We start from the raw sequence: 25,024 nt of genomic DNA, 5'->3' as shown, positions 1-25,024 counted from the left end.
TTTGCCAAGGCATTGATTTCAAATGAAAATGGCCGCTCGCGGCGGCCATTTTCATTGACGCTGGTCAGTCTCTTTGACTTAGCCGGCCTTGCGGCCCAGGCCATTGTCCTTGGCGAGCTTGGAGCGGGTCGCCGAATAGCTGGGGGCAACCATGGGGTAGTCGGCCGGCAGGCCCCACTTCTCGCGGTATTCTTCCGGCGAGAGATTGTAGTGCGTGCGCAGGTGGCGCTTGAGCGACTTGAACTTCTTCCCGTCCTCGAGACAGATGATGAAGTCGGCAGCGACAGACTTGCGAACCGGTACAGCCGGCTTCAATTCTTCAACAGGCGCAGGAACTTCGTTGTTCTGCAGGGCACGCAGCGCGCCATGCACATCAGCGATAAGTTTTGGCAGATCAGCAGGGCTGACTGCATTGTGACTGACGTAAGCGGAGACTATGTCTGTGCTGAGCTCGATCAATTCTGATCCAGCGCCCACAGACGAGCCGTTGTCGTCGTTCATTTTTCAACCTTCCGAATATTTATTATTGGGCAGGTATAGGGGCTAAACCTGCCTGACAGCACTTCTAGGAGCCCCATTTACGGGGTGCAATAGAAAACGAGCGCCTAAGCCTGTAAATAGTAATCGAATGCTTATGTGGCGCTATTTTGTTCACGACTGCGTGCAAGTTCATCGGGCTTGGTCGATGCAATCGGGCTATATCCGGCCAGATAACTGGCCCGGGCCAACAAATGGGCGGAAACGGGGGTCGTCAGCAGCAGAAAGACCACGCCCATGATGGCGCGGACGGTCACGGCCGTATCCTGGCTGTGCAGCGCCACGGCGATCAGGATGAGCCCGCCACCCACCGCACCGGCCTTGGAAGCGGCATGCATCCGCGTATAGAGATCGGGCAGGCGCACGACCCCAATACTGGCCAGCAGCGTAAACAGCGCGCCAATCAGCAGGACGACGCCACCGGCATAGATGGTCAGGTCAGACAGCATCGCGCTCCTCCGTGATCATTTCGCGGCGCGCGGCCCGCAACAGGATGTAGCGGGAGAGGGCAACCGTCGCCAGAAACCCCAGCAGGGCCAGGGCGATGGCGATATCGAGATAGAGCGTCAGCCCGGTCCGCACGGCCACGGCACCGACAAAGCCCATGGCCACCACGGTCAGCATGTCCAGCGCCAGGACCCGGTCAGCCAGGCTCGGCCCGATGACAATCCGCACGAGGGAAATCAGCAGGGCCAGGAGCAGGAAGACCAGCGCGATCAGCGATGCGATGTCGACGAATTGTTCCGGGCTCATTCGAAGACCTCGCCAACTTTGCGCTCGAAGCCATTGGCGATGCTGCTGATGGCCGCATCGCGATCTTCAAGTGTAAGCGCATGAATATAGAGCACGGACTTGTCGGCAGAGACATCGATGCTGAGCGTTCCCGGCGTAAGGGTGATCATATTGGCCAATAGGGTTATCTCGGCCTCGGATTTGACCGTCAGCGGATAGGCGATGATCGCCGGTTGCACCACCTTGTTGAGATCGGGCCGGACCACGATCATCGCCACCTTGAGAGCGCTGACAACGAGTTCGTAGAGAAACAGCACCAGCAGCGAGGCGATGCGCTTGAGGCGGCGCAGGGCCATCGGGCGGGCAAAGGAATGCCGCATCAGCAAGACGGCAAGCCCACCGACGAGGCCGCCAAAGAGCAGGTTGAGCCCGGTGAAACTGCCGGTAATCGCGGCCCAGATCAGGGCGAGGGCCACGACGAGGAAAGCCGTGTTCATGGCGTTTCTCCCGCAAGGCCGGTTGCCGAAACATAGCGCGCCGGATTGATGATGTCGCTCGACCCGGCCCGGATATTGTCCATCAGCGGAGCCGGCCAGAGGCCGATGGCGACGATGCCGGCGACCAGCACCGAAGCGACGCCAAGCCCGAAACGGCCGCGCGCATCGAAGGCCACGAGATCGCGCCGTTCATGCTCGGAGCCGTCGCCCTCGGGTCCGGACCGCCAGAAGATGTGCGCCCAGAGCCTTGTCCCCGCGATCAGGGTCAGGACGGCATTGACGACCAGTGCGATGGTCAGCGCCACCCCGACCCAAGTGGCTGGCCCCGCGCTGAGGGCGCGGTCGAGGCCCGCCTCGATTAGCAGCAGCTTGGGCCAGAAGCCCAGGAACGGCGGCACGCCCGCCGTGGCCAGTATCGCCACCAGGAACAGGATCGAGAGCGGGGTGCTGGCCGCATAAAGCCCGCCCATCTGCCGGCTGTCGGTGGCCCCGGTGCGTTTTTCGACCAGCCCGGCCACGAGATAAAGCGCGGTCATGGTCAGTATGGCGTGGAAGATATAGAGCCCCGAACCGGCAATGCCGGTGAGCGTCGGCATGGCGATACCCGCCATCACCGCCCCGATCCCCCCGATCACCAGGAAGCCAATGGCGCGGCGCACATTGGTTTCGGCGATTGCGCCCAGCGGCGCGAGCAGCAGCGTGCCGATGGCCAGCACCGCCAGCACAGGTTCGAGCAGGTCGCGGCTGGCCGGAAGAATGGCGACCAGCGCCCGCAGCATGGCATAGGCACCCACCTTGGTCAGCAGGCCAGCGAACAGGGCCGAAATGGCCACCGGCGGCGTATGATAGGAGGCCGGCAGCCAGGCATTGACCGGGAACGCCGCGGCCTTCATGCCGAAAGCGAGCATCAGCAGCGCCGCCACGCCCACCATGGCGCCCGGATTGGCCATGGGCGCGACACGCATGATGTCGGCCATGTTGAGCGTGCCCAGCAGGCCATAGAGCAGGCCCAGAGAGAGCAGGAACAGTGTGGTGGCCAGGAAATTGAGGAACCCATATTTGACCGCGCCATCGAGCTGCGCCGGCCGGTTGCCCTGCACGATCAGGCCGAAGGAAGCGATGAGCATCACCTCGAACCAGACATAGAGGTTGAAGAGGTCACCCGTGAGGAACGAGCCGCTGACGCCCGCCAGCAACAACAGCACCAGCGAGTGGAAGCTGTCCCGTCCGTCTGCGCCGGCCCTGTCGGTCTCGGCATAGAGCACGACGATCAGCGTCACCACGGCCGCCGCCAGCGCAAAGCTGGCGCCGAAGACATCGGCGGTGAGGCTGATGCCGAATGGCGGCAACCAGCGGCCCATGGTCATGCTCAACGGTCCATTGGCCATGACCTGCAGGAGCAGAGAAATGTCGCAGGCAATGACGGCGATGAGCACCAGAACCGCGCCCATCACCGGCGCGCCATTGCTGCGACGGAACATCAACAGGCCTGCGGCGCCCATGAGCGAGAGCAGGACGGGCAGAACGATAACCCAGTCGCTGACGGCGGTCGCCGTTTCGATCATGGCCTGCGGCAGCTCGGTATTGGGAGAAGACGTGGCCATGGTGTCAGTAGCTCAGGGGCGGCTGCGGCCGGGCTTCGGGCTCGGCCAGGCGCATATTGTCGGTGTTGTCGGCATCCAGGCTCTGATAGGCGCGAAATGCCAGTACCAAGAGGAAGGCGAACATGGAAAAGCCGATGACGATGGCGGTGAGGATCAGCGCCTGCGGCAGCGGATTGGCGATAGCGCCTTGGGGCACCTCGAGGTCAGGCGGAACGATGGGCGCGATCTCGCGCGTCACCCGCCCGGCGGTGAAGATCAACAGGTTCACCCCATTGCCGAAAATAGTCATGCCGATCAGCATCCTTATGATCGAGCGCGACAGGAGCAGATAGACACCGGCGGCGATGAACAGCCCGACCAGGGTTGCCAGAACGAAATCCATCAGGGTTCCTCCTCGCGGTCGCTTTCCAGCGCCAGTGCAATGGCCGAGAGCGTGCCGAACACCACGCAATAGACCCCCAGGTCGAAAAACAGCGGGGTGGAGAGCGGCACCACCGAATTGCCGACATCGAGGTAGAACCAGATGCTGGTCATGAAGGGCGCGTCGATGAAGAGGCTCAGGAGCCCCGCAAATCCGGCCAGCACCACGCCAAAGGCCGCGATCGACAGCGGATCGAAATAGAGCGACTTGCGCACCATGCGCACACCCGAGGCCATGCCGAACACAGCGATGGACGCGGCGGCGATCAGCCCGCCGATAAAGCCGCCGCCCGGCTCATTGTGCCCGCGCAGGCAGATATAGACCGAGAACACCAGCATGATGGCGACGATCAAGGGCGCAGCGGTGCGGAAGATGACGGTATTCATGCCTTGGCCGCCTTTCTGCTGCGCCGGCGCTTGGGCTTGATGTCTTCGGCCTCCGGCACCGGCGGAACCGGCTTCTTCTGGCGCCGCAGCAGCGCCAGTACGGCAATGCCGGCGCCCATGACGACGGAAATCTCACCCAGGGTATCGAAGCCGCGATAGTCGACGAGGATCACGTTGACGATGTTGTGGCCATGCGCGATCGGCACGCTGGTGGCGGTGAACAGATCGGACAGTCGTGTGTCGAGCGTGCCGGTCAGCACCAGCATCAGCATCAGGCTCACCCCTACCCCGCACAGCACCGCCAGGGCGCCATCGCGCGCCAGGTCTTCGAATGGCCGCGGATCGCGATTATCGAGACGCAGGCGGGTGAAGACAAAGGTCAGCACCACGACCGAGAGAATTTCCACCATCAACTGGGTAAAGGCCAGGTCGGGTGCGCCGAACAAGAGGAAGATCAGCGACAGCGCCGTGCCCTGGATGCCGAGCGAGAGAATGGCGACTAGCCGCGTGCCCGCGATCAGCACCGCGACGAGCCCGATGGCGGTCAACGCCAGGATGCCCCATTCATAGGGCTGCAGCGGCGGCGGGGTGAGACGGGCGCTCCAGTTGCCCAGATCGGCACTGGGCATGATCCAGTCCAGGCCGCCCATGGTGAAGAGCGGCACGAACAGCGCCAGCGCAAAGGCGGAGAACACCACGATCAGATAGACTTCGAGGCGGCCATTGTGCAGCACCCGCGTCACCGCACCGGCAAAGCGGATAAGGCTGAACATGACCAGGTCGAACACCGTATCCGCCGTCCAGCCGAGCGCCGCATCGAAGCGGCGGAGCAGCGAGCGGATGGCGTCGGCCTGGCGATAGACAAGTACCCCGAGCAACCATGTCGCCACCGACAGCCACAGCAACAGGCTGGTGAAATCGAGCGCCAGCGTCAGGTGGCTCTCCACGTCGCTCTGCAGGATCGCCGAAGCACCCGGCACCAGCACGTCATGCCCCAGCCAGTCCGGCAGAATGCCGGTGACTATGGCGGCCGCGCCGAGCACAATCGGTCCGGCCAGCATGGCGATGGGCGCCTCATGCGCCGATTTCGGCGTCGGCACCGCTTCGCCCAGGAACGGCTTGATCATGACCAATAGCGCCACGCCGGCCAGCATGGCATTGCCGATGACCAGAACGGCCATCACCGCAATACTGGCCGGGTCGGCCTTCATCAGGCCCAGATACATTTCTTCCTTGGCGAAATAGCCGATAGTGAGCGGCAGGCCGATCATCGACAGCGCTGCCAGCGCCGCGCCGATAAAGGTCACCGGCATTTTCTCGGCAAGGCCGCCAAGCGCGGTGATTTCGCGCGTGCCCGCCTCGTGGTCGATGGCCCCGGCCACCATGAACAGGCCCGCCTTGTAGAAGGCGTGAGCCAGGAAATAGACGATGACGGCCGAAATGGCATAGGTGCTGCCCAGCCCGATCAGCAGCACCAGCAGGCCCAGCGAAGCGATGGTGGTCTGCGCCAGGATCTGCTTGAGATCGGTCTGCTTGAGTGCCCCCAGCGCACCCCAGATCAGCGTGATACCGCCGAAGACGACCAGAATCGTCATCCAGACCTGCGTGCCGCCCAGCACCGGCGTCATGCGCGAGAGCAGATAGACACCGGCCTGAACCATGGTCGCCGAATGCAGGAATGCCGAAACCGGTGTCGGTGCTTCCATGGCATTGGGCAGCCAGAAATGCAGCGGAAACTGCGCCGACTTGGTGAAGGCCGCGCCCAGGAACAGGGCCAGCACGAGGCCATAGAGCGCATGGTCGCGCAGCACGTCGCCCATGCCGCGCAGCGCGCTCATCTCCCAGGTGCCGGTCAGCGCATAGACCAGGATCGCCCCGACCAGCAGGCACATGCCGCCGATATTGGTGATGACCAGCGCCTGGATGGCGCCACGTCGCGCGGCCTGGCGTGTATGGTCGAAGCCGATCAACAGGAAGGATGTGACCGAAGTCAGTTCCCAGAACAGGAACAGGGTGAGAAGGCTATCGGCCAGCACCAGCCCGAGCATGGCGCCCATGAAGGCCAGCATGAAGCCGAGGAACCGCCCCTGATGGTGGTGTCCGGCGAGATACGCCCCGGCATAGAGGATGATCAGCGTGCCGACGCCGGAAATGGTGAGCGCGAAAATAAGGCTCAGCCCGTCGATCAGGAAACTGATATTGAGCCCGTAGGCGGGCACCCATTCGATCGATTGGACCGGGCTGTTGCCGGCATTGACCGTGGTGGCGAAGCCGGCCAGGAAGACAAAAATCGCGGCCGGAACCACGGCCAGCAGCCAGCCCGTATAGCGACCCAGATAGCGATGGATGAGCGGCGCGAGAGCGGCAGCCACGAACGGCGCCAATGCGACCAGAATGATACCGGATTCCGAGGACGGCCCCAACCCTGCCCTTCCTTCCTGCGTCTTGCGATTCCAACAGAATTATGGCGTGCGACCTTAGCGATTGAGGCACGTGCGACAAGCGAAATCGGTCCAAGTGCGACCATTTGGTCAGCGCTTTTCAACGGTTGCGGGGGCTGGCAAAGCGGCGCGGCGCGGCCTATGTCCTCTGGGCGCCTTTACCTGCCGCATCAATCCAGGAGTTTCCATGACCAAGGCCCAGCCACCGCTCGCCCGGCGCGTGCCGCATTCGCACACGCATCACAACGTGCTGCGCGAGGACCCCTATGCCTGGCTGCGCGCGGAAAACTGGCAGGAGGTCATGCAGAAGCCCGAGACCCTTGACGCCGATATCCGCGCCTATCTCGATGCGGAAAACGCCTGGTATGAGAGCGAGTTCGGCAAGCCGACCGCGGATCTGCAGGAAAAAATCTATCGGGAAATCCGCGGGCGCATCAAGGAAGATGACAGCGGCGTGCCTTCTCCCGACGGGCCCTTCGCCTACAACACGCGGATGCTCGAAGGCCAGCAATATCCGCTGATCGTGCGCACCCCGCGCGAAGGCGGCGCTGAAACCGTCCTGCTCGATTGCAATGTCGAGGCCGGCGACGGTTATTTCGGCTTTGCCGGCGCCAGCCACGACCCGTCCCACAAGATCCTGGCCTGGGCCGCCGACCGCGCCGGCTCGGAATATTACGACATCGTCCTGCGCGACCTTGAGACCGGCAAGGACAGCGACGAGGTCATTCGCGAGACCGCCGGATCCTATGTCTGGTCCAATGATTCTCGTGCGCTCTACTACACCGAGTATGACGACAACCACCGTCCCTACCGCATCCGCCGCCACGATATCGGCACCGCGCAGGATGCCGATCCGATCATCTTCGAGGAAAAGGACCCCGGCTTCTTCGTCGGCGTCGGCAAGACGCTTTCGGACAAGTTCATTGTCATCGACGCGCATGATCACCAGACCAGCGAAGTCTGGCTCATCGATGCCGAAAAGGGCGGCGCACCGCGCCTGGTTGCCCCCCGCCTCGTCGATCGCGAATACGAGCTCGAAGAGCGCGACGGCACCCTCTATATCCGCACCAATGCGGATGGCGCCGAGGACTACAAGGTCGTCACGGCTCCGGCCGGGAACCCCTCCGCCGAAAACTGGACCGATCTCGTCCCGCATCGCGACGGCGTTCTCATCCTCGACATCGCCGTGCTCAGGAACCACCTGCTCCGCCTCGAGCGCGAGGACGGCCTGCCCCGCATCGTCGTCCGCGACCTGCGCAGCGGCAAGGAGGAGATCGTCGGCTTCAAGGAGGAGGCCTATTCGCTGGGCATGTCGACCGGCTACGAATTCGACACTGCTGTGTTCCGCCTGACCTATTCCTCGCCGACCACCCCCAGCCAGGTCTTCGATGTCGATCTCGACAGCGGCAAGCGCACGCTGCTCAAGACCCAGGAAGTGCCCTCGGGCCACGATCCCGCCGCTTACGAAACCCGCCGCCTCTTCGCCACTGCGGCCGATGGCGAGCAGGTGCCCGTCACCCTGCTCTATCGCAAGGGCGTCGCACGGGATGGCACCAATCCGACCCTGCTCTACGGCTATGGCGCCTACGGCATGTCCATGCCGGCAGCCTTTTCCGTCTCGGTGCTGTCGCTGGTCGACCGGGGTTTCGTCTATGCCATCGCCCATATTCGGGGCGGCATGGACAAGGGCTATCGCTGGTACCGACAGGGCCGTCGCGAGCACAAACCCAATACCTTCACCGATTTCATCGCCGCCGCCGAAATGCTGATCGCCGAGGGCTTTACGCAAAAGGGCAGGATCATTGCCCAGGGCGGCTCGGCCGGCGGCATGCTCATGGGCGCCATCGCCAATCTCCGGCCGGACCTGTGGGGTGGTGTCATTGCGCAGGTGCCGTTCGTGGACGTGCTCAACACCATGCTCGACGACACCCTGCCGCTCACCCCGCCCGAATGGCCCGAATGGGGCAATCCCATCACCTCGGCCGAGGACTATAACCGCATCGCCGCCTATGCGCCCTATGAGGCGGTGAGCGCCCAGGCCTATCCGCCCATCTTTGCGCTGGCCGGTCTCACCGATCCGCGCGTCACCTATTGGGAGCCGGCCAAGTGGGTAGCCAAACTTCGGGCAACCAAGACCGGGGATGCGCCATTATACCTCAAGACCAATATGGGCGCCGGTCATGCCGGCGCTTCCGGCCGCTTCGACCGTCTCAAGGAGACCGCCCAGTGCTATGCCTTTGCAATAAAGTCAGCAGGATTGGACGGTTAGTTCTTCCCGCGACATTGTTGCGACATCGCCGGGGGCCTATAACCCCACTCGAATAGCCGGTTCTTCCAGCGTCAAATCCATCCCGAACGGAGGCTACAATGACCACTTTCGAACTGCCCGCCCTGCCCTATGCCTATGATGCGCTGGGTCCGTACATGTCCAAGGAAACGCTCGAGTTTCACCACGACAAGCACCACCAGGCCTATGTGACCAACGGCAACAACCTGCTCAAGGACAGTGGCCTCGAAAACCTCAGCCTCGAAGAGATCGTCAAGCAGAGCTACGGCAAGAATGCCGGTCTGTTCAACAATGCCGGCCAGCACTACAACCACCTGCACTTCTGGAACTGGATGAAGCCCAATGGCGGCGGCAAGGCGCTGCCGGCCAAGCTGCAGGCGGCCGTCGATTCCGATCTCGGTGGCTTCGACAAGCTGCGCACCGATTTCATCGCCGCCGGCACCACCCAGTTCGGTTCGGGCTGGGCCTGGATCGCCGTCAAGAACGGCAAGCTCGAGATCGCCAAGTCCCCGAACGGTGAATCGCCGCTGGTCAATGGCGCCACCCCGATCCTGGGCGTGGATGTGTGGGAGCACTCCTATTACATCGACTACCGCAATGCCCGCCCGAAATATCTCGAAGCCTGGTTCGACAACCTGGTGAACTGGGAATACGTGGAAAAGCTCTTCGCCGAAGCCACGGCCTGATTTCGGCGCACCGCGAATGCACAAACGGCGGGAGCAATCCCGCCGTTTTGATTTGTGCATATCATTCCCACTCCCACCGCGCGAAAGCGGAAATCCGCCCCTATTCCACCCGGGGACCATTGGGGCGGCTCAGCACATAAGCGAGGCTTCCGCCCATGAAGCCGGCGCCGGCCAGCCACCACCAGAATGGGGGCCGCGCGACAATCCAGAAGCACACAACGCCAAGGGTGATGCCCATGCTGGCCAGCAGCTTGGCGCGCGGCGCGATGGCGCCATGTTGCCGCCAGTTGCGCAGCGTGGGGCCGAACCGGGCATGGTTGAGCAGCCAGTTTTCCAGTTTTGGCGATGAGCGGGTGAAGCAGCCAGCGGCCAGGATAAGAAAGATCGTCGTCGGCATCAGCGGCAGGAAGGCACCGATAATGCCCAATGCGGTCAGCACCAGCCCGGCAATCAGGTAGAACGGCCTCAGCATCTTCATTCCCGCGCCAAAATCTGGCCGCCGACAGTCAATCAGGCCGCCTGCCCCGCGGCAATCGGCCTTTGCGTCGCAGTTTACCCTAATTGTCATCTGTCTGTGGAAGCCGGTCTCAGCGCTTCATCCGGGCGGCGCGCCATGTTAACGATTTCTTTACCGCGTGAGGAATCGTGTGACCATTCGGACCAAAACCATCGCCGTTCTTGCAGCCAATCCGGCCCTCAATGCCGTGTTGACGATGGTGCTTGCCGGCGATTCCCGCCTGCGGGTCCGGCCCTTCGACAGCGAAGCCGAACTGTTCGCCTATATGGACATTGCAGCGCTCGACCTTCTGGTCGTCGATTTCGATCGCGCCGGGCGCCCGGCCTATGAAATGGTCGAGGCGATAAGGCTGGATCCAACCCTGGTGTCGCGCGACCTGCCGGTCATCGCCCTGACCCGCGCCATTACCCCGCCCATGCGCCAGCAGTCCATCAGCGCCGGCATCGATGAAGTGGTGCTCAAGCCCATGTCGCCGCGCCATCTGCTCGAGCGGGTGCAGGCGCGACTGGTCAATCGCAGCGTCGTCGGCCATCTGGGGAGCGGCTATCGGGGTCCGGAGCGGCGCAACCGCGTGCCGATGCCGCATTCCGACATCAATCCGGGCCGTCGCTATTCCGACAACGTGGTGCCGCTGTTTCCGGAAGGCGGAGCCTCCTCGCAGCACCTGCCCCTGGGCTGACCTTTGTCAGCGCGGGCGGTGCTCCAGCACCCAGACCAGCTTGCCCCAAAGGTCCTCGGCATTGTCGGCAAACTGGATATTGCGATCATAGCCTGAAATCGAAGCCGCCAGCACGTCCACGGCAAAGCCCCTGACAGCCTCGAAGGCGCGATGGCGGTTGTACATCAGCACCGGCCTTGGCGGCCCGCCGGCCCAGGCATCGAACAGCGCGCTGATCGATGCGAGCGAGCCCGGCAGCACGATGAAAGCTTGGGTCATCGCGGCCAGCCGCGCCAGCCTTTCGACCCGGTCGGGAATGACCGTGATGGGGACCTCGGCCAGCGCCGGCGGCAAAACGATGCTGGCATCGGCCAAAACCTCGACGTCGCCGTTGGCAGTGCGCGCGGCCGTGATCAGCGGCACCGGAATGACCCCGCCTTCTGCCAGGCACACCATGCGGGCACCCTTGCGGGCGAAGACGCGCCCCACTTCGCTCATCAGGCTGGCGCGCTCGGGATCGCCCGGCCCCTTGTCGGAGGCGAAGATGGCGACTGACGGTCCGGAGACGGCGGGGGGAACCATGCTCAGCGCCGCCTCTTGAGGCTGCCGAATATGCCGCGCACCAGCTCCCGGCCGATCGTATTGGCCACGGTGCGGGCAAACGAGGTCGTCGCCGCCTCGACCGGTGATTGCCGCGTCGAGCGGCGCGGCGCTGCCGCCTTTGCGGCCCGTTCCCGTTCCTTGGCGAGGCGCTCGGCTTCCGCCTGCTCTTCGGCCTCGATCCGCGCCCGCTCTTCCTCGAGCTGATGGTCGCGCGCCCGCTTGTTCAGAACTTCAAAGGCCGACTCGCGGTCGAGCACTTCGTCATAGAGCGAACCCAGCGGCGAATTGGCCATGGTGGCATCGCGTTCGGCCGGCGAAATCGGCCCCACCTGCGCCGAGGGCGGCCGGATGAAGGTGCGGCCGACCATGGAGGGCACGCCCTTGTCCTCGAGCACCGATACCAGCGCCTCGCCGATGCCCAGTTGGGTGATCGCCTCGGCGGTCGAGAAGGCCGGATTGGGACGGAACGTGTCGGCGGCAACCTTCACCGCCTTCTGTTCGCGCGGCGTATAGGCGCGCAGCGCGTGCTGGACGCGGTTGGACAATTGGGCCAGCACGTTTTCGGGGATATCGACGGGGTTCTGGGTGACGAAATAGACGCCCACACCCTTGGACCGGATCAGCTTGACCACCTGCTCGACCTTGTCGATCAGGGCCTTGGGCGCGTCCGAGAACAAGAGGTGCGCTTCATCGAAGAAGAACACCAGCTTGGGCTTGTCCGGGTCGCCGACTTCCGGCAGTTCCTCGAACAGTTCCGAGAGCAGCCACAACAGGAACGTCGCGTATAGTCGCGGCGCCTGCATCAGCTGGTCCGCCGCCAGGATCGACACGAACCCGCGCCCGTCGCTGTCGGTGCGCATGAGGTCGGCGATTTCCAGCGCCCGCTCGCCGAAGAAATTGTCCGCCCCCTGCTGCTCGAGCACCAGCAGGGCCCGCTGGATAGCGCCGATCGAGGCGGTCGTGACATTGCCGTAGCGCGCCGAGATTTCCTTGGCTCGCCCGTCGATCTCGACCAGCAGCGCCCGCAGGTCCTTGAGATCGAGCAGCAACAGGCCTTCCTCGTCGGCCAGGCGGAAGGCAATGTTGAGCACCCCTTCCTGGGTATCGTTGAGGTCGAGGATGCGGCTCAGCAGCACCGGGCCCATTTCCGAGATCGTGGCCCGGACAGGATGCCCCTGCTTGCCGAACAGGTCCCAGAAAATCGTCGGATAGACGTCGTCGGCATAATCGGAAAAGCCGATATCCTCGGCCCGCTTGCTCTGCCAGGACTGCGCCTGGCCCATCTTGGAGACGCCCGAAAGGTCGCCCTTGATATCGGCGGCAAAGACCGGCACGCCTGCTGCTGAAAAACCCTCGGCCAGAACCTGCAGGCTCACCGTCTTGCCGGTGCCTGTGGCGCCGGTGATCAGGCCATGGCGATTGGCATATTTGAGATTGAGATATTCCGGCCGCTCGCTCACGCCCAAAAAGATCTTGCCGTCAACGAGCATGTGCACACCTGTTGGTCTCTTGTCGGACCCCGTTATAGCCGTGCCCCATCGGCGCAAACAAGCTGACAGGCACCCCTGTTCGTTCACCACGCCCGCGACATGGCCTCGCCAGCCCCGCTATTCCTTGGCAAACTGGCCTCATGCGCATGATGACAAATTCCAATCGCCGGCAGGTCATGGCGGGTCTGGCGGGTCTGGGCCTTGCCGGTCCGGCCCTGGCACAGGCTGATTCTCTGATCCCCGATGGCGACATGGATCAGTCCGCGGCCATGCAGGCGGCCATCGACGGCGCCTTTCGCGACGGTTATCTGCGCCTGCCGCCCGGCCATTTCTGGGTGTCGGGCCTGCGCATTCCGGGCAATCTGGTGATCGAAGGCGTGCCGGGTGCCACCGCGCTCATCGCCAATGGCGGCAGCATTGGCGCGGTCGAAGGCCAGTACCACGTGTCGCTGCGCGACATCGCCTTCGCCGGAGACAGTGGCGGCGACAGCCTGTTCTCGGTTTCCCAGAGCCGCAATGTCAGCTTCGAGCGGTGCCTGTTCAGCGACAGTCCCGGCATCGGGCTCGCCATCGACAATTCCGAAGCCGTGGTCCGCGACTGCGGCTTTTCCGGCCATGGCGACGCCGCCATCCATGCCCTCGACAATTCCGGTCTGCTGCTGACCGGCAATCGCATCACCCGCTGCGGCAATGCCGGCATTCGCGTCTGGCGCTCAGAAGAAGGGCCAGATGGCACCATCGTCGCCAATAACCGCATCTCGGACATCGCCTGGGTCGGCGGCGGCAATGGCCAGAACGGCAATGGCATCAATATCTTCCGCGCCGACGAGGTCATCGTCGCCGGCAATCACATCAGCGATTGCGCCTTCACCGCGGTTCGCCTCAACACCACGCGCAATGTCCAGGTGTCGGGCAATCAGTGTCTCAATTCGGGCGAAGTGGCGATCTTCTCCGAATTCGGCTTTTCCGGCTCGATCATCGCTCAGAACATCGTCGATGGCGCGGCCACCGGCATATCGATCACCAATCTCGATTCCGGCGGCAAGATTGCCGTCTGCACCGGCAATATCGTGCGCAATATCCTTGAGCGCTCCCCGGTCAATCCCGACACCATTCCCATCGGCATCTTCGCCGAGGGCGAAACGGCGATCACCGGCAATATGGTGGACAATGTGCCCGGTGTCGGCATCGGCGCCGGCTGGGGCCCCTATCTGCGCAATGTGCTGATCAGCGGCAATACCGTCTCCGCCAGCACCATCGGCATCGCCGTCAGCATTGCCGACGGCGCCGGCTCCGTCACCATCGGCGCCAACCAGCTTGAAGGCAGCACGCATGACATTGCCGGCATGCTCTGGACCGAGATCGCCGAGCCCGACCTGCGCGCCGCCGCCAGCCGCTATCCGCACGTGACGTTCAGCTAGACCACATGACTATTGGACTGAAGCGCTGGCGCCTTTCCCTTCTCCCCTGAGGGGTGAGGGGCGCTGTACCCGCAATCGCACGCAGACCTTGCCATTTGGCAAAAAAAGACATATTTAATGCCAATAGGAGAAAAGACATGCTGGTCGAACTGCCCCGTACCCAGGCCAATCCGGACATTCCGCGCATCACCGATGCCGAAGCGGAAGCCATGGCGCGTGCGGTGGTGCGCCTGTTCGCCAATTGGCAATTGAGCGATACCGAAGCGCGCGAAATCCTCGGCGGCCTCGCCGCCCGCACCTTTGCCCGCTGGAAGGCGGGGGAGATCGGTCGGGTCGACCGCGATCTAGCCACCCGCTTGTCGCTGCTCATGGGTATCCACAAGGGCCTGCGTTATCTCTTCACCGATCCCAAGCGGGGCTATCGCTGGGTCAAGGCGCCCAATGCGGCGCTGGATGGCCGTAGCCCGGCCAGCATCATGGCCGATGGCGACATGTTCTCGCTGGTCCGCATCCGGGCCTATGTCGATGCGGAGCGCGGCGGCCTGTGACGCCCGATCCCGTTCCGGTGCCTGTGCGCTGGCCAAAAGCCTGGCGCCTCATCCGTTCCATCTTTCCGCCCATCGATCTCTTCGAGGACATTGCCGATCCGCACGATTGGGAAGCCCTGGCATCGGCCGAATCCAAGACCAATCCGCGCATCTGGGCCCATCTGGGGCGGCTCGATCTCGTGCCGCCGGCGCGGCGGGTCAGCGGTCCGGGGGCGAGCCTGGTCATGGCGCCCTTCGTTCATGTCAGCACCGACCGGCCGGGGCGGTTCACCGACGGCACCTATGGCGTCTATAGCGCCGGCAATCGCGAGGAAGTCGCCCTGCGCGAGGTCGCCCATCATCATGCGCGCTTCATGGCGGCCAGCGCCGAAGCGCCGGGCTGGACATCGCAGTTCCGTATGCTGGTGGCCCGGCTCGATACCAGCCTCCACGACCTGCGCGACATCGCCGCCGTCCACGACCTGCTCGATTATGCGATGCCGCAGGAATTGGGCCGCCAATTGCGCGAGGCGGGCAGCAATGGCGTGCTCTATCGCAGTGTGCGCTGCGAAAACGGGGAATGCGTCGGCCTGTTCTGGCCTGATCTCATCTCCACCCCGGTCCAGGCCGATCACTATGATTTCCACTGGGATGGCAATAGCGTCGACATGGTCCGCAACTGCACCAGCCAGGCCATTTTCGCGCTTTAGACCAGTGCACCGATCCCCCGGCTCCATCGCCCCCTCGCCCCTCCGGGGAGAGGGCCGTGGTGAGGGGAGAAGACCTCTCGGCGAGCGCCTATCTCAGCCCTCGACGGCCCGCATCTCGCCCACGATTGTGCCGCGCACATTCTTTGTCGGCTGGCGCACGAATTGCTCCAGCACGGCGCGTTGTCCGGCATCGGGATCGGCATGTTTGAGCAGCAGCGCGGCGATCATCACATGGCTGGCGGTCATGTTGCCGTCATCGCATTTGAGCGCATAGCCCCAGCCCTTGTCGCGAATGGCTCCGCATTGCACGCCCTCGGCGCCACCCTTCTGCATCAGTCGCCCCCCAAATGCCTGCATGACGCGGGTATCGAGATGGCCGGTGCCCGCAACCAGGTGCGGGTGGCTGGTCGCCGCGTCGAACAGCGCCCTGGCCCCCGCCGCATGTCCTGCATCGAGCCCGGACCCGGTGGCCATGCGGGCAAAGCCCTTTGCCCAGGCGCGCAGCGGTGCCGCCCAGGTGGGAATCGAGCAGCCATCGGTGCCGCAGCGATCCTCGGTCAGGTCCTCGCCGATCACATATTCCACCGCTGCCCGCACCGCCTTCTGTACGTCGTGCTCGCGGGTGACGTAACCCTGCGTCGGCACGCCCATGGCCAGGGCCACGCTCAACATGCCCGAATGCTTGCCCGAGCAATTGTTGTGCAGCGGGCTCGGATCGAGTCCGGCGGCGCGCAGCGCCTCGCGCGCCTTGTCATTGGTGGGCATATGCGCGCCGCATTCGAGATCGGCGTCCGACAGGCCCATGCGCTCGAGAAAATGGCTGACATTGCTGACATGGTCGCCCTCGCCGTGATGCGACGCGCAGGCCAGGGCCAGTTCCTGCGGTGTGTGATGGAATTTTTCCGTCGCATGGCGGTCAAAGATCGCCAGCGCCTGCATGGACTTGATCGCCGAGCGCGGAAAGACCGGGCGATCCACGTCCCCCGCCGATGCGATGACGCTGCCGTCAGCGTCGACGATCACATAGGCACCGCGGTGCCGGTTCTCCACCCAATTACCGCGAACGGCCTCTGCGAGAATGGGATTGGCGTCCATGAAAAAACTCCGGTCCTGACGCTGCCACGAACAGCGCAGAACCGGAAAAGTCAACATGCATGGGAAGGAGGTACGCGTTTACTAAAGGGTCGGCAGAGGTGGAGACCCAGCCAATCGGCTGTTGGTGCGGCGGAAAACATCCCGGTGGCGGGTCTCCGCCCCTGCCGGCTCGGATTGGTCAGTAGGGCACGGCGGTCAGGAAACGGGAGTTGACCCAGCCCTGGGTGGTGTTGCGCTTGACGAGGCACCAGTCGGTGCTGTTCTCCACCTGGATGCAGCGTTCCACCCAGACATGCACGCCGGGGTCGAGCGCGCCGACCTTGCGGGAATAGCTGGCCGGCCAGCGGCGGACATTGAGCTGATCCCAGTCGGCAACACTGGTCACCTTGGCCAGGGTATCCACCTGGTATCCGGCGGCCATGGCCGGCTGTACGGCAAAGGCGCCCGCTGCGGCGACGATCAGGCCGCATAGAGTGGCGACCAACACTTTTTCCTGCGACTTTTTCATGTCCCTGCTCCGCGTGATTGCTGCGTTGTGAGGACAAGTTAGGCGCTGCGGTTTGAACCCGTGCTGAGAGCGCCGTTCAGAATGAGTTCATCCATCCGATATTGGCAGCGGACCGGCACCGGCATAGGCTGATGGTAAATTCGACTGCAAAACGAGGAGGTTGAAATGGGTAAGGTTCTGGTCACGGGCGGGTCCGGCAAGCTCGGGCGCGCGGTTCTGCGCGATCTGGTCGAACACGGCTATGACGTGCTCAACCTCGATCAGCATGCCCTGCCCGATCCCATCTGCCCCAGCCTGCGGGTCGATCTGTCCAATTTCGGCGAGGTTGCCGCCGCCATCCTGGGCGGGGTGGACGAGCGCGGTGGCCCGTTCGAGGCCGTGGTGCATCTGGCGGCCATTCCCGCGCCGGGCCTGGCGCCCAATCCGCGCACCATCACCAACAATGTCACTGCGACCTACAACGTCTTCGAGGCCTGCCGCCTGGCCAGGATCAAGAACGTGGTCTTCGCCTCCAGCGAAACGGTCCTTGGCCTGCCCTTCGATACCCCGCCGCCCTATGTCCCGGTCGACGAGAAATACTTCCCGCGCCCCGAATCCGCCTATTCGCTGGGCAAGTTGCTTGACGAAACCATGGCGGCGCAGTTCTGCCGCTGGGACCCCGACCTGCGCATTGTCGGCCTGCGCTTTTCCAATGTCATGTATCCGCAGGACTATGCGGCTTTCCCCGGCTTCGACAGCGAACCGGCCAAGCGCAAATGGAACCTGTGGGGCTATATCGACGCCCGCGACGGGGCCCAGGCGGTTCGCCGGTCCATTCAGGCCGATTTCAAGGGTTTTGAAGCCTTCATTATCGCCAATGCCGACACGGTGATGAGCCGCTCGAACGTGTCGCTGATGGCCGAGGTTTTCCCCGGTGTCGAGCAGCGCGGCAACATCGCCACCAACAGCACCCTGCTCAGCATCGACAAGGCCCGGGACATGCTCGGCTATTCCCCGCAATACAGCTGGCGCAATGGCGGCCAATAGGCGCCTCGAACCGGCGCAAGGCAAAAATGCATAGGAATTGTGCATTTCAAAGTCTTGCGCTTTTATCGGGCAAAGGCGTAGATCGGGGCAATGCCGAGCCCCGATCTGTCCATTCTGATTATCGACGAAAACCGCATCCGCGCCTCGATCATCGAGGAAGGCCTGCGTGATGCAGGCTATTCGCGCGTGGCGGTCATCCACGACGTCAACGAGGTCGGGCGCACCATCCAGCATTCCATGCCCGACGTGGTGTTCATCGATCTCGAAAATCCCAAGCGCGACACGCTCGAGCACTTCTTTTCGCTGAGCCGCGCCATCAGGCGGCCCATCGCCATGTTCGTCGACCGCTCGGACGGCGCCATGATCGAAAAGGCGGTGGAAGCGGGCGTCTCAGCCTATGTCGTGGACGGCCTCAAGAAGGAACGGGTCAAGCCGATCCTCGACATGGCCATTTCTCGTTTCAACGCCTTTTCCCGCCTCACCCGCGAACTGGAGGAAGCCCGCAGTGCGCTGGAGGAGCGCAAGATCATCGATCAGGCCAAGGGGATCCTGATGAAGACGCGAGGCCTCAGCGAGCCGGACGCCTATGCACTCCTGCGCTCCACGGCCATGAACCAGAACCGCCGCATCATCGATATCGCCCAGAGCCTGATCACCGCCGCCAACCTGCTTGGCCCCTAGGAAATCGCCATGTCCCGTCCGCTTGTCACAGCCGGCTTCCTCCCCCTGCTCGATAGCGTCCTTTTGGTGCTGGCCCATGAAATGGGCTTTGCCGCACAGGAGGGGTTCGATCTCGCCCTCAATCGTGAGACGTCCTGGGCCAATATCCGCGACCGCGCGGCCCTCGGCCATTTCGACATCGCCCTCATGCTGGCCCCCATGCCGATTGCCGCGAGCCTGGGCCTGTCGCCCCTGGCGACACCCATGGTCGCGCCCGTCATGGCGGGCCTGGGCAATAATGCCATTACCGTCAGCGCCGCGCTCTGGTCGGCCATGGCCGATGCCGGGGCACCTGGCGACCTCGCGGCCGGCCCGGCCGGAAGCGCCCTGGCGCAGGTCGTCCGCACCACAGGCCGCAAACTGCGGTTCGGCGTCGTCCACCAGACCTCCTCGCACAATTACGAATTGCGCTACTGGCTTGCAGCGAGCGGCATCCGCCCCGATCGCGATGTCGAGATCGTGGTCCTGCCGCCACCTCTCCTGCCCGAAGCCCTCGGCTCGGGAGGTCTGGACGGCTATTGCGTCGGCGAACCGTGGAACAGCGTTGGCATTGTCCGGCACGGGGCACGCATTGCCACCACCAAGGCCTCGATCTGGCAGTGGAGCCCGGACAAGGTCATCGGCATGCGGGCCGATTGGGCCAGCCGCAATCCCGATCTGGTGTCGGCCATCGTGCGCGCCATCTATCGGACCGGGCTCTGGCTGCAGGACCAGGCCAACCGCATGTCGGCGGCCGAGATCATGGCGCGCGCACCCTATCTCAACCTGCCGGTCGACATCGTGTCCCGTGCCCTGACCGGTGAGATCGACGGCGGGGTGCAGCGCATCACCATCCCGGATTTCTTCATCCCGCATGATGGCGCGGCGAACTTCCCGTGGAAGAGCCATGCCCTCTGGTATTACAGCCAGATGGTGCGCTGGGGCGAATTGCCGGCCAGCTCCGATCAGGCGGCCATCGCCGCCGCCACCTTCCGCCCGGACCTTTATCGCGCCGCGCTCGACCCGCTTGGCGTTGCCTATCCGGATGCCGATTATCGCAAGGACGGCGACCACGCCGCCCGCCATGCCACCCCCGCCCGGAATGGCGAGATCGTGCTCGGACCCAACCGCTTCTTTGACGGCTCCATCTTCGATCCGGATGCGCTCGATGCCTATATTGCCAGCCAAAAGCCGGATCAGGCGTAATCTGCCTACAATCTAGGCATTCGTGAGTTTTGCATACTTTCTGACCAATCTGCCGCCTCGTTGGTCGAAAATGGCGCAAAATAGCTTCACCCATGCGCCGGACTAACGCGCCACAAACCCCTGACATATAACAATAATCGCCTCGCCATCGCATTTGGCACGCTTCCTGCAATGTCTTTTGCGAAAGGGCTCCTCCCAAGACGCTCTTCACAGTCGACGTCCAATGCTGGGCGTCCAAAGGCAAGGCTGCCAACAGGTCCGACCGGCTGAACCCGGCGCGTCCCGTTGGCAGCTTTTTTGTTTTCGCTCGGTGCAACGGAGAATGCGATGACTTCGACGACAACTACCCGCCGGTCTTTCCTCAAAGGCGCTTCGGCGACCGCCGCCACCCTGCTGGCCGCCAAGACCCTGTTCCCCGGCGGAGCCTTTGCACAGGGCGCCGGTCCCGAGGTGACGGGCACCAAGCTCGGTTATATCGCCCTCACTGACTCCGCCCCCCTGATCATCGCCAAGGAGAAGGGCATATTCGAAAAGCATGGCGTGCCGGACATGGCCATCGAGAAGCAGGCCAGTTGGGGCGCCACGCGCGACAACATGGCGCTTGGCTCGGCCAATGGCGGCATTGATGGCGGCCACATCCTGCGGCCCAAGGTCCATCTCTACACCGCCGGCACCGTCACCCAGAACAACCAGCCCCTGCCCATGTACAACCTGCTGGGCCTCAACGAGGACTGCCAGGGCCTCTCCGTTGCCCAGAGCTATGCCGATCTCGGCGTCGGCCTCGATTCGAGCCCCCTCAAGGAGGCCTTCGCAAAGGCCAGGGCCGAGGGCAAGGAGCCGTCCGCTGCCATGACCTTCCCCGGCGGCACCCACGATCTGTGGCTGCGCTACTGGCTGGCCGCTGGCGGCATCGTCCCCAATGAGGACGTCAGCGTCATCGTCGTGCCGCCGCCGCAGATGGTGGCCAATATGAAGGTCGGCACCATGGACTGCTTCTGCGTTGGCGAGCCCTGGAACGAGCAGTTGGTCAACCAGGGCATCGGCTTCACCGCCGCCACGACCGGCGAGGTCTGGTCGCGCCACCCCGAAAAGGTCCTGGGCATGCGCGCCGATTGGGTCGATGACAATCCGATCGCCACCAAGGCCATCATGATGGCGGTGATGGAAGCCCAGCAGTGGTGCGACAGCATGGACAACAAGCAGGAGATGGCCGAGATCATCGGCCGCCGCCAGTGGTACAATGTCCCGGTCGCCGACATCATCGGCCGCATCAAAGGCGACATCAATTACGGCAATGGCCGCGTCGAGACCGGCACCGATCTCTACATGAAGTTCTGGGGCGAGAAGGGTGAAACCTCCTACCCGTGGAAGAGCCTCGACACCTGGTTCATGACCGAAAACATCCGCTGGGGCTATTTCCCGGCCGATACCGACGTCAAGGCGCTGATTGACAAGACCAACCGGTCCGATCTCTGGCTCGAGGCCGCGACCGAGCTCGGTCTCGCCGACCTGCCCTCGGGCGACAGCCGCGGCATCGAAACCTTCTTCGACGGCAAGACCTTCGATCCGGCCGATCCGCAGGCCTATCTCGACAGCCTCGACATCAAGACCCTGGCCTGACGTCAACCTCCATACGGGAGCGCCCCATGACCCTGCCCGCCACTCAAGACAGCAATGTCACCACCCTGCCCTTCAAGGGCAAATCCGCCAGTGTAACGGCCATGCCGAAAACACCCCGCCGTATCGACTTTGCCGCCCTGGGCGCAGCGATGGCCAAGACCATCGTGCCGCCCCTGGTGGTTCTCGCCATCATCCTGGCCGTCTGGCAGGTGATCTTCTCCCAGCCCGGCTCGTCGCTGCCCCCGCCCAGCCAGGTCTGGACGGACAGCTACGATCTCATCGTGGACCCGTTCTTTGTGTATGGCAGCCAGGATATCGGGCTGGGCTTGCGCGTCTTGACCTCGCTGCAGCGCGTCGCCATCGGCTTCGGCTTCGCCGCCGTGGTCGGGGTGGTGCTCGGCGCTCTGGTCGGGCAGTCGATCTGGATGATGCGGGGGCTCGATCCGATCTTCCAGATTTTGCGCACCGTGCCGCCGCTGGCCTGGCTGCCCATTTCGCTGGCCGCCTTCATGGATAGCGGACCCTCGGCCATCTTCGTCATCTTCATCACCGCCATCTGGCCGGTGATCATCAACACGGCTGTGGGCGTGCGCAATATTCCGCAGGACTATCGCAATGTGGCGCGGGTTCTGCGCCTCAACCAGCTGGAATTCTTCACCCGGATCATGGTGCCGGCCGCAGCGCCCTATATCTTCTCGGGCCTGAGGATCGGGGTGGGCCTCTCCTGGCTGGCCATCGTCGCCGCCGAAATGCTGACCGGCGGCGTCGGCATCGGCTTCTTCATCTGGGATGCCTGGAACAGCTCCCGCCTCACCGACATCATCGTCGCCCTCGTCTATATCGGCGTCGTCGGCTTCATCCTCGACCGCCTCGTGGCGCTTGTCGGGTCCATCGTCACGCGCGGCACCAGCGCAAACTAGGGATCAGCACCATGAGCTATCTGCAGATTTCCGCCGTCGGCAAGACCTTTACCCGCGGCACCGCCACCACCGAGGTCCTGCGCGACATCAGCGTCAATATCGAGCGGGGCGAATATGTCTCGATCATCGGTCACTCCGGTTGCGGCAAGTCAACTTTGCTCAATCTGGTCGCCGGGCTGACCGAAGTGACGACCGGCGGCATCATTCTCGAAAATGCCGAGGTCACCACCCCCGGCCCCGATCGCGCCGTGGTGTTCCAGAACCATTCGCTGCTGCCCTGGCTCACCGTCTATGAAAACGTCAACCTGGCGGTCGCCAAGGTCTTCGGGCGCACCAAGAGTGCGGCCGAGCGCCATGAGTGGATCATGGACAATCTGAACCTCGTGCAGATGGCCCATGCCAAGGACAAGCGCCCCACCGAGATTTCGGGCGGCATGAAGCAGCGCGTCGGCATTGCCCGGGCCCTGGCCATGGAACCCAAGATTTTGCTGCTGGACGAACCCTTCGGCGCCCTCGACGCCCTGACCCGCGCCCATCTGCAGGATCAGATGATGGAGATCCACCAGCGGCTGGGCAATACCATGATCATGATTACCCATGACGTGGACGAGGCCGTGCTGCTGTCCGATCGCATCGTGATGATGACCAATGGTCCGGCCGCCACCATCGGCGAAATCCTCGATGTGCCGCTCGAACGGCCCCGCAACCGGCTCGAACTCGCTTCGGACCGGACCTATCTCAAGTGTCGTGAGGCGGTGCTCAAATTCCTCTATGAGCGCCATCGCTTCGTCGAAGCCGCCTGATTGCACTATTTATAGGCTTTTGCAGTCGACTTTGGTCAAATGATCAAAAAATAGGCAATATGCCGACCTGTTGGGCCTTGAAACCCCTGAACAGGCCGGCGCTCCCAGACGACGATGATCAGTAACACTCTGGAATAAAACAATAAACGGTGACGGCCCGCGTTTGGCACGCTTCCTGCAATGATATTTGCGAGAGCTCCTCCCAAGACGCTCCAGACCATCGACGTCCAAAGCCGGGCGTCACAAGGCAAGGCTGCCAACTGCTCACATCGCCCCATGGGCCGATGGCGTGTCGGTTGGCAGTCTTTTTTGTTTCAAGATCACGCGGAGCCCCATCCGATGGCCCAAGACACGATATCCACCGGCAGCACCCCGAACCCGACGCGGGCGCTTGGCCTGTCCACCATCGCCTTCACCGTCTGCTTTGCCGTCTGGACCATCTTTTCCATCATCGGCGTGGCGCTGAAGGATCAGCTCGGGCTGACCGAGACGCAGTTCGGCCTCCTCATCGGCACGCCGGTGCTCACCGGTTCACTGGTGCGGATCGTCCTGGGTATCTGGACCGACCGGCGGGGCGGGCGCCTTGTCTATACGCTGACCATGCTGGCCGCCGCCGTGGCCACGGCCCTTCTGGCCTTCGCCCAGACCTATGAGCAATTGCTCCTGGCCGCGCTGGGCGTTGGCCTGGCGGGCGGCTCCTTCGCCGTCGGCGTCGCCTATGTGTCCCGCTTCTATCCGGCCGGCAAGCAGGGCACGGCCCTGGGCATCTTCGGGGTCGGCAATGTCGGGGCCGCCGTCACCAAATTCCTCGCGCCCTTCGTCATGCTGGCCTGGGGCTGGCAGTCGGTGGCGCTGGTCTGGGCCGCCGCCCTCGTCGTCATGGCCGCGATTTTCTGGTTCGGCACCGAGGACGATCCGGTCACGGTGCAGCGCCGCCAGAGCGGTCAGCCCCAGCGCAGCCTCGCCGCCGAGTTTGCCCCCCTGCGCAATGCTCAGGTCTGGCGTTTCGCGCTCTATTACTTCTTCGCCTTCGGCGCCTTCGTGGCCCTCACCCTGTGGCTGCCGCGCTACCTGATCGGCGTCTATGGCTTCGACATCGCCACCGCCGGCATCGTGGCGGCCGCCTACTCCATCCCGGCCAGCATTTTCCGGGCCTATGGCGGTACGCTCTCCGACAAGGTCGGGGCCCGGACCGTGCTTTACTGGACATTTGGCGTCTCGGCCTTCTGCGCCCTGCTGCTGTCCCTGCCCACCGCCGACTATGTCGTCGACGGCATCCACGGACCCGTGCGCTTCCATTTCGAGTTGGCGCCCTGGGCTTTCATTGGCCTGGTCTTCGTGCTCGGCTTCTTTATGAGCCTGGGCAAGGCCGCCGTCTTCAAGCACATCCCGGCCTACTACCCCGACAATGTCGGCGCGGTGGGCGGGCTCGTCGGCATGATCGGCGGGCTGGGCGGCTTCGTCCTGCCGCTTCTGTTCGGTTTTCTCAACGATCTCACCGGCATCTGGACCAGCTGCTTTGCCGCGCTTCTCGTCCTGATCCTCGTATCGCTGGGATTGATGCACTCCGCCGTCCGCCGCCGCGAGCGTCAGCTCGTTGCGCAGCCGGCATGACCCTTTCCAAGGAGTA

The 25,024-nt window shown here is 63.6% G+C and carries 26 protein-coding genes; 13 read left to right on the top strand and 13 right to left on the bottom strand.

Annotated features, from left to right (window positions below; genetic code table 11):
* Positions 1–78: 78 nt before the first annotated feature.
* The 8 genes from KIT02_RS17550 to mbhE all read right to left on the bottom strand — a co-directional run bounded on the left by KIT02_RS17550 (position 79) and on the right by mbhE (position 6,549).
* On the bottom strand, positions 79–501 hold the full coding sequence (locus KIT02_RS17550) for a MucR family transcriptional regulator (RefSeq protein WP_297580624.1): 423 nt from the start codon (positions 499–501) through the stop codon (positions 79–81).
* A gap of 131 nt (positions 502–632) precedes the next feature.
* Positions 633–986 carry a monovalent cation/H(+) antiporter subunit G gene (gene mnhG / locus KIT02_RS17545; RefSeq protein WP_297580622.1) on the bottom strand — a complete coding sequence of 118 codons (354 nt, stop codon included), beginning with the start codon at positions 984–986 and terminating at the stop codon, positions 633–635.
* Positions 976–1,290, bottom strand: coding sequence for a cation:proton antiporter (locus KIT02_RS17540; protein ID WP_297580620.1), 315 nt, complete (start codon positions 1,288–1,290; stop codon positions 976–978). Before KIT02_RS17540 ends, mnhG begins: the two co-directional genes overlap by 11 nt.
* On the bottom strand, positions 1,287–1,766 hold the full coding sequence (locus KIT02_RS17535) for a Na+/H+ antiporter subunit E (RefSeq protein ID WP_297580618.1): 480 nt from the start codon (positions 1,764–1,766) through the stop codon (positions 1,287–1,289). Before KIT02_RS17535 ends, KIT02_RS17540 begins: the two co-directional genes overlap by 4 nt.
* Entirely contained in the window at positions 1,763–3,370 is a 1,608-nt protein-coding gene (locus tag KIT02_RS17530) for a proton-conducting transporter membrane subunit (RefSeq protein ID WP_297580616.1), read from the bottom strand. The genes KIT02_RS17535 and KIT02_RS17530 overlap by 4 nt, the downstream gene beginning before the upstream one ends.
* Before the next feature lie 4 nt (positions 3,371–3,374).
* Positions 3,375–3,752: a Na+/H+ antiporter subunit C gene (locus KIT02_RS17525; protein WP_297580614.1), complete on the bottom strand. Its 378-nt coding sequence runs from the start codon at positions 3,750–3,752 to the stop codon at positions 3,375–3,377.
* Positions 3,752–4,177, bottom strand: coding sequence for an MnhB domain-containing protein (locus tag KIT02_RS17520; protein ID WP_297580612.1), 426 nt, complete (start codon positions 4,175–4,177; stop codon positions 3,752–3,754). The genes KIT02_RS17525 and KIT02_RS17520 overlap by 1 nt, the downstream gene beginning before the upstream one ends.
* Entirely contained in the window at positions 4,174–6,549 is a 2,376-nt protein-coding gene (mbhE, locus tag KIT02_RS17515; protein WP_297580610.1) for a hydrogen gas-evolving membrane-bound hydrogenase subunit E, read from the bottom strand. The genes KIT02_RS17520 and mbhE overlap by 4 nt, the downstream gene beginning before the upstream one ends.
* 256 nt (positions 6,550–6,805) lie before the next feature.
* Here mbhE and KIT02_RS17510 point away from each other — a divergent pair, with 256 nt between their 5' ends.
* Positions 6,806–8,887, top strand: a complete 2,082-nt coding sequence (locus tag KIT02_RS17510) for a S9 family peptidase (protein WP_297580608.1) — start codon at positions 6,806–6,808, stop codon at positions 8,885–8,887.
* A gap of 98 nt (positions 8,888–8,985) precedes the next feature.
* Positions 8,986–9,591 carry a superoxide dismutase gene (locus KIT02_RS17505; RefSeq protein ID WP_297580606.1) on the top strand — a complete coding sequence of 202 codons (606 nt, stop codon included), beginning with the start codon at positions 8,986–8,988 and terminating at the stop codon, positions 9,589–9,591.
* A 100-nt stretch (positions 9,592–9,691) separates the two neighbouring features.
* Here KIT02_RS17505 and KIT02_RS17500 read toward each other — a convergent pair whose 3' ends face one another.
* Positions 9,692–10,069: a YbaN family protein gene (locus tag KIT02_RS17500; protein ID WP_297580604.1), complete on the bottom strand. Its 378-nt coding sequence runs from the start codon at positions 10,067–10,069 to the stop codon at positions 9,692–9,694.
* A gap of 169 nt (positions 10,070–10,238) precedes the next feature.
* On the opposite strand from KIT02_RS17500, the gene KIT02_RS17495 reads away from it, so the two are divergent.
* Positions 10,239–10,787 (top strand): response regulator, encoded by a 549-nt coding sequence (locus tag KIT02_RS17495; RefSeq protein WP_297580602.1) that lies wholly within the window; start codon positions 10,239–10,241, stop codon positions 10,785–10,787.
* Positions 10,788–10,793: 6 nt separating this feature from the next.
* Here the strand turns inward: KIT02_RS17495 and KIT02_RS17490 are convergent, their stop codons facing one another.
* Both KIT02_RS17490 and KIT02_RS17485 read right to left on the bottom strand, forming a co-directional pair.
* Positions 10,794–11,348 (bottom strand): hypothetical protein, encoded by a 555-nt coding sequence (locus tag KIT02_RS17490; RefSeq protein WP_297580601.1) that lies wholly within the window; start codon positions 11,346–11,348, stop codon positions 10,794–10,796.
* A 2-nt stretch (positions 11,349–11,350) separates the two neighbouring features.
* Complete coding sequence (locus KIT02_RS17485) at positions 11,351–12,859, bottom strand: helicase HerA-like domain-containing protein (RefSeq protein WP_297585394.1); 1,509 nt, start codon at positions 12,857–12,859, stop codon at positions 11,351–11,353.
* A 140-nt stretch (positions 12,860–12,999) separates the two neighbouring features.
* Between KIT02_RS17485 and KIT02_RS17480 the strand changes: the two genes are divergently transcribed.
* From KIT02_RS17480 to KIT02_RS17470, 3 genes are all read left to right on the top strand, one after another.
* Positions 13,000–14,280 (top strand): TIGR03808 family TAT-translocated repetitive protein, encoded by a 1,281-nt coding sequence (locus KIT02_RS17480; RefSeq protein ID WP_297580599.1) that lies wholly within the window; start codon positions 13,000–13,002, stop codon positions 14,278–14,280.
* A gap of 137 nt (positions 14,281–14,417) precedes the next feature.
* Positions 14,418–14,828: an MbcA/ParS/Xre antitoxin family protein gene (locus tag KIT02_RS17475; RefSeq protein ID WP_297580597.1), complete on the top strand. Its 411-nt coding sequence runs from the start codon at positions 14,418–14,420 to the stop codon at positions 14,826–14,828.
* Positions 14,825–15,517 carry an RES family NAD+ phosphorylase gene (locus KIT02_RS17470; RefSeq protein WP_297580595.1) on the top strand — a complete coding sequence of 231 codons (693 nt, stop codon included), beginning with the start codon at positions 14,825–14,827 and terminating at the stop codon, positions 15,515–15,517. The genes KIT02_RS17475 and KIT02_RS17470 overlap by 4 nt, the downstream gene beginning before the upstream one ends.
* A 93-nt stretch (positions 15,518–15,610) precedes the next feature.
* Here the strand turns inward: KIT02_RS17470 and KIT02_RS17465 are convergent, their stop codons facing one another.
* Complete coding sequence (locus tag KIT02_RS17465; RefSeq protein ID WP_297580594.1) at positions 15,611–16,612, bottom strand: asparaginase; 1,002 nt, start codon at positions 16,610–16,612, stop codon at positions 15,611–15,613.
* 178 nt (positions 16,613–16,790) lie between these two features.
* Positions 16,791–17,120: a hypothetical protein gene (locus KIT02_RS17460; RefSeq protein ID WP_297580592.1), complete on the bottom strand. Its 330-nt coding sequence runs from the start codon at positions 17,118–17,120 to the stop codon at positions 16,791–16,793.
* 165 nt (positions 17,121–17,285) lie between these two features.
* Here KIT02_RS17460 and KIT02_RS17455 point away from each other — a divergent pair, with 165 nt between their 5' ends.
* The 7 genes from KIT02_RS17455 to KIT02_RS17425 all read left to right on the top strand — a co-directional run bounded on the left by KIT02_RS17455 (position 17,286) and on the right by KIT02_RS17425 (position 25,008).
* Positions 17,286–18,146, top strand: a complete 861-nt coding sequence (locus KIT02_RS17455) for an NAD(P)-dependent oxidoreductase (protein ID WP_297580590.1) — start codon at positions 17,286–17,288, stop codon at positions 18,144–18,146.
* Between the two features lie 90 nt (positions 18,147–18,236).
* Entirely contained in the window at positions 18,237–18,827 is a 591-nt protein-coding gene (locus KIT02_RS17450) for an ANTAR domain-containing response regulator (RefSeq protein ID WP_297580588.1), read from the top strand.
* Positions 18,828–18,836: 9 nt separating this feature from the next.
* Positions 18,837–20,051 carry a CmpA/NrtA family ABC transporter substrate-binding protein gene (locus tag KIT02_RS17445; RefSeq protein ID WP_297580586.1) on the top strand — a complete coding sequence of 405 codons (1,215 nt, stop codon included), beginning with the start codon at positions 18,837–18,839 and terminating at the stop codon, positions 20,049–20,051.
* Positions 20,052–20,378: 327 nt separating this feature from the next.
* Positions 20,379–21,671 (top strand): CmpA/NrtA family ABC transporter substrate-binding protein, encoded by a 1,293-nt coding sequence (locus tag KIT02_RS17440; RefSeq protein WP_297580583.1) that lies wholly within the window; start codon positions 20,379–20,381, stop codon positions 21,669–21,671.
* Between the two features lie 26 nt (positions 21,672–21,697).
* Positions 21,698–22,591, top strand: coding sequence for a nitrate ABC transporter permease (gene ntrB / locus KIT02_RS17435; RefSeq protein WP_297580581.1), 894 nt, complete (start codon positions 21,698–21,700; stop codon positions 22,589–22,591).
* An 11-nt stretch (positions 22,592–22,602) separates the two neighbouring features.
* Positions 22,603–23,394, top strand: coding sequence for an ABC transporter ATP-binding protein (locus KIT02_RS17430; protein WP_297580579.1), 792 nt, complete (start codon positions 22,603–22,605; stop codon positions 23,392–23,394).
* 339 nt (positions 23,395–23,733) lie between these two features.
* On the top strand, positions 23,734–25,008 hold the full coding sequence (locus tag KIT02_RS17425) for a nitrate/nitrite transporter (protein ID WP_297580577.1): 1,275 nt from the start codon (positions 23,734–23,736) through the stop codon (positions 25,006–25,008).
* Positions 25,009–25,024: the final 16 nt, after the last annotated feature.

The sequence above is a fragment of the Devosia sp. genome, from assembly GCF_025809055.1.
GTDB lineage: Bacteria > Pseudomonadota > Alphaproteobacteria > Rhizobiales > Devosiaceae > Devosia.
Note: the sequence above shows the minus strand (reverse complement) of the source record. Positions and strands in the feature narration are given on the sequence as shown.

Bases quoted from the DNA above. Each gene is read 5' to 3' on its own strand.
- KIT02_RS17550 (WP_297580624.1), bottom strand. From the start codon at position 501: ATGAACGACGACAACGGCTCGTCTGTGGGCGCTGGATCAGAATTGATC.
- mnhG (WP_297580622.1), bottom strand. From the start codon at position 986: ATGCTGTCTGACCTGACCATCTATGCCGGTGGCGTCGTCCTGCTGATT.
- KIT02_RS17540 (WP_297580620.1), bottom strand. From the start codon at position 1,290: ATGAGCCCGGAACAATTCGTCGACATCGCATCGCTGATCGCGCTGGTC.
- KIT02_RS17535 (WP_297580618.1), bottom strand. From the start codon at position 1,766: ATGAACACGGCTTTCCTCGTCGTGGCCCTCGCCCTGATCTGGGCCGCG.
- KIT02_RS17530 (WP_297580616.1), bottom strand. From the start codon at position 3,370: ATGGCCACGTCTTCTCCCAATACCGAGCTGCCGCAGGCCATGATCGAA.
- KIT02_RS17525 (WP_297580614.1), bottom strand. From the start codon at position 3,752: ATGGATTTCGTTCTGGCAACCCTGGTCGGGCTGTTCATCGCCGCCGGT.
- KIT02_RS17520 (WP_297580612.1), bottom strand. From the start codon at position 4,177: ATGAATACCGTCATCTTCCGCACCGCTGCGCCCTTGATCGTCGCCATC.
- KIT02_RS17510 (WP_297580608.1), top strand. From the start codon at position 6,806: ATGACCAAGGCCCAGCCACCGCTCGCCCGGCGCGTGCCGCATTCGCAC.
- KIT02_RS17505 (WP_297580606.1), top strand. From the start codon at position 8,986: ATGACCACTTTCGAACTGCCCGCCCTGCCCTATGCCTATGATGCGCTG.
- KIT02_RS17500 (WP_297580604.1), bottom strand. From the start codon at position 10,069: ATGAAGATGCTGAGGCCGTTCTACCTGATTGCCGGGCTGGTGCTGACC.
- KIT02_RS17490 (WP_297580601.1), bottom strand. From the start codon at position 11,348: ATGGTTCCCCCCGCCGTCTCCGGACCGTCAGTCGCCATCTTCGCCTCC.
- KIT02_RS17485 (WP_297585394.1), bottom strand. From the start codon at position 12,859: ATGCTCGTTGACGGCAAGATCTTTTTGGGCGTGAGCGAGCGGCCGGAA.
- KIT02_RS17480 (WP_297580599.1), top strand. From the start codon at position 13,000: ATGCGCATGATGACAAATTCCAATCGCCGGCAGGTCATGGCGGGTCTG.
- KIT02_RS17475 (WP_297580597.1), top strand. From the start codon at position 14,418: ATGCTGGTCGAACTGCCCCGTACCCAGGCCAATCCGGACATTCCGCGC.
- KIT02_RS17465 (WP_297580594.1), bottom strand. From the start codon at position 16,612: ATGGACGCCAATCCCATTCTCGCAGAGGCCGTTCGCGGTAATTGGGTG.
- KIT02_RS17460 (WP_297580592.1), bottom strand. From the start codon at position 17,120: ATGAAAAAGTCGCAGGAAAAAGTGTTGGTCGCCACTCTATGCGGCCTG.
- KIT02_RS17455 (WP_297580590.1), top strand. From the start codon at position 17,286: ATGGGTAAGGTTCTGGTCACGGGCGGGTCCGGCAAGCTCGGGCGCGCG.
- KIT02_RS17450 (WP_297580588.1), top strand. From the start codon at position 18,237: ATGCCGAGCCCCGATCTGTCCATTCTGATTATCGACGAAAACCGCATC.
- KIT02_RS17445 (WP_297580586.1), top strand. From the start codon at position 18,837: ATGTCCCGTCCGCTTGTCACAGCCGGCTTCCTCCCCCTGCTCGATAGC.
- KIT02_RS17440 (WP_297580583.1), top strand. From the start codon at position 20,379: ATGACTTCGACGACAACTACCCGCCGGTCTTTCCTCAAAGGCGCTTCG.
- ntrB (WP_297580581.1), top strand. From the start codon at position 21,698: ATGACCCTGCCCGCCACTCAAGACAGCAATGTCACCACCCTGCCCTTC.
- KIT02_RS17430 (WP_297580579.1), top strand. From the start codon at position 22,603: ATGAGCTATCTGCAGATTTCCGCCGTCGGCAAGACCTTTACCCGCGGC.
- KIT02_RS17425 (WP_297580577.1), top strand. From the start codon at position 23,734: ATGGCCCAAGACACGATATCCACCGGCAGCACCCCGAACCCGACGCGG.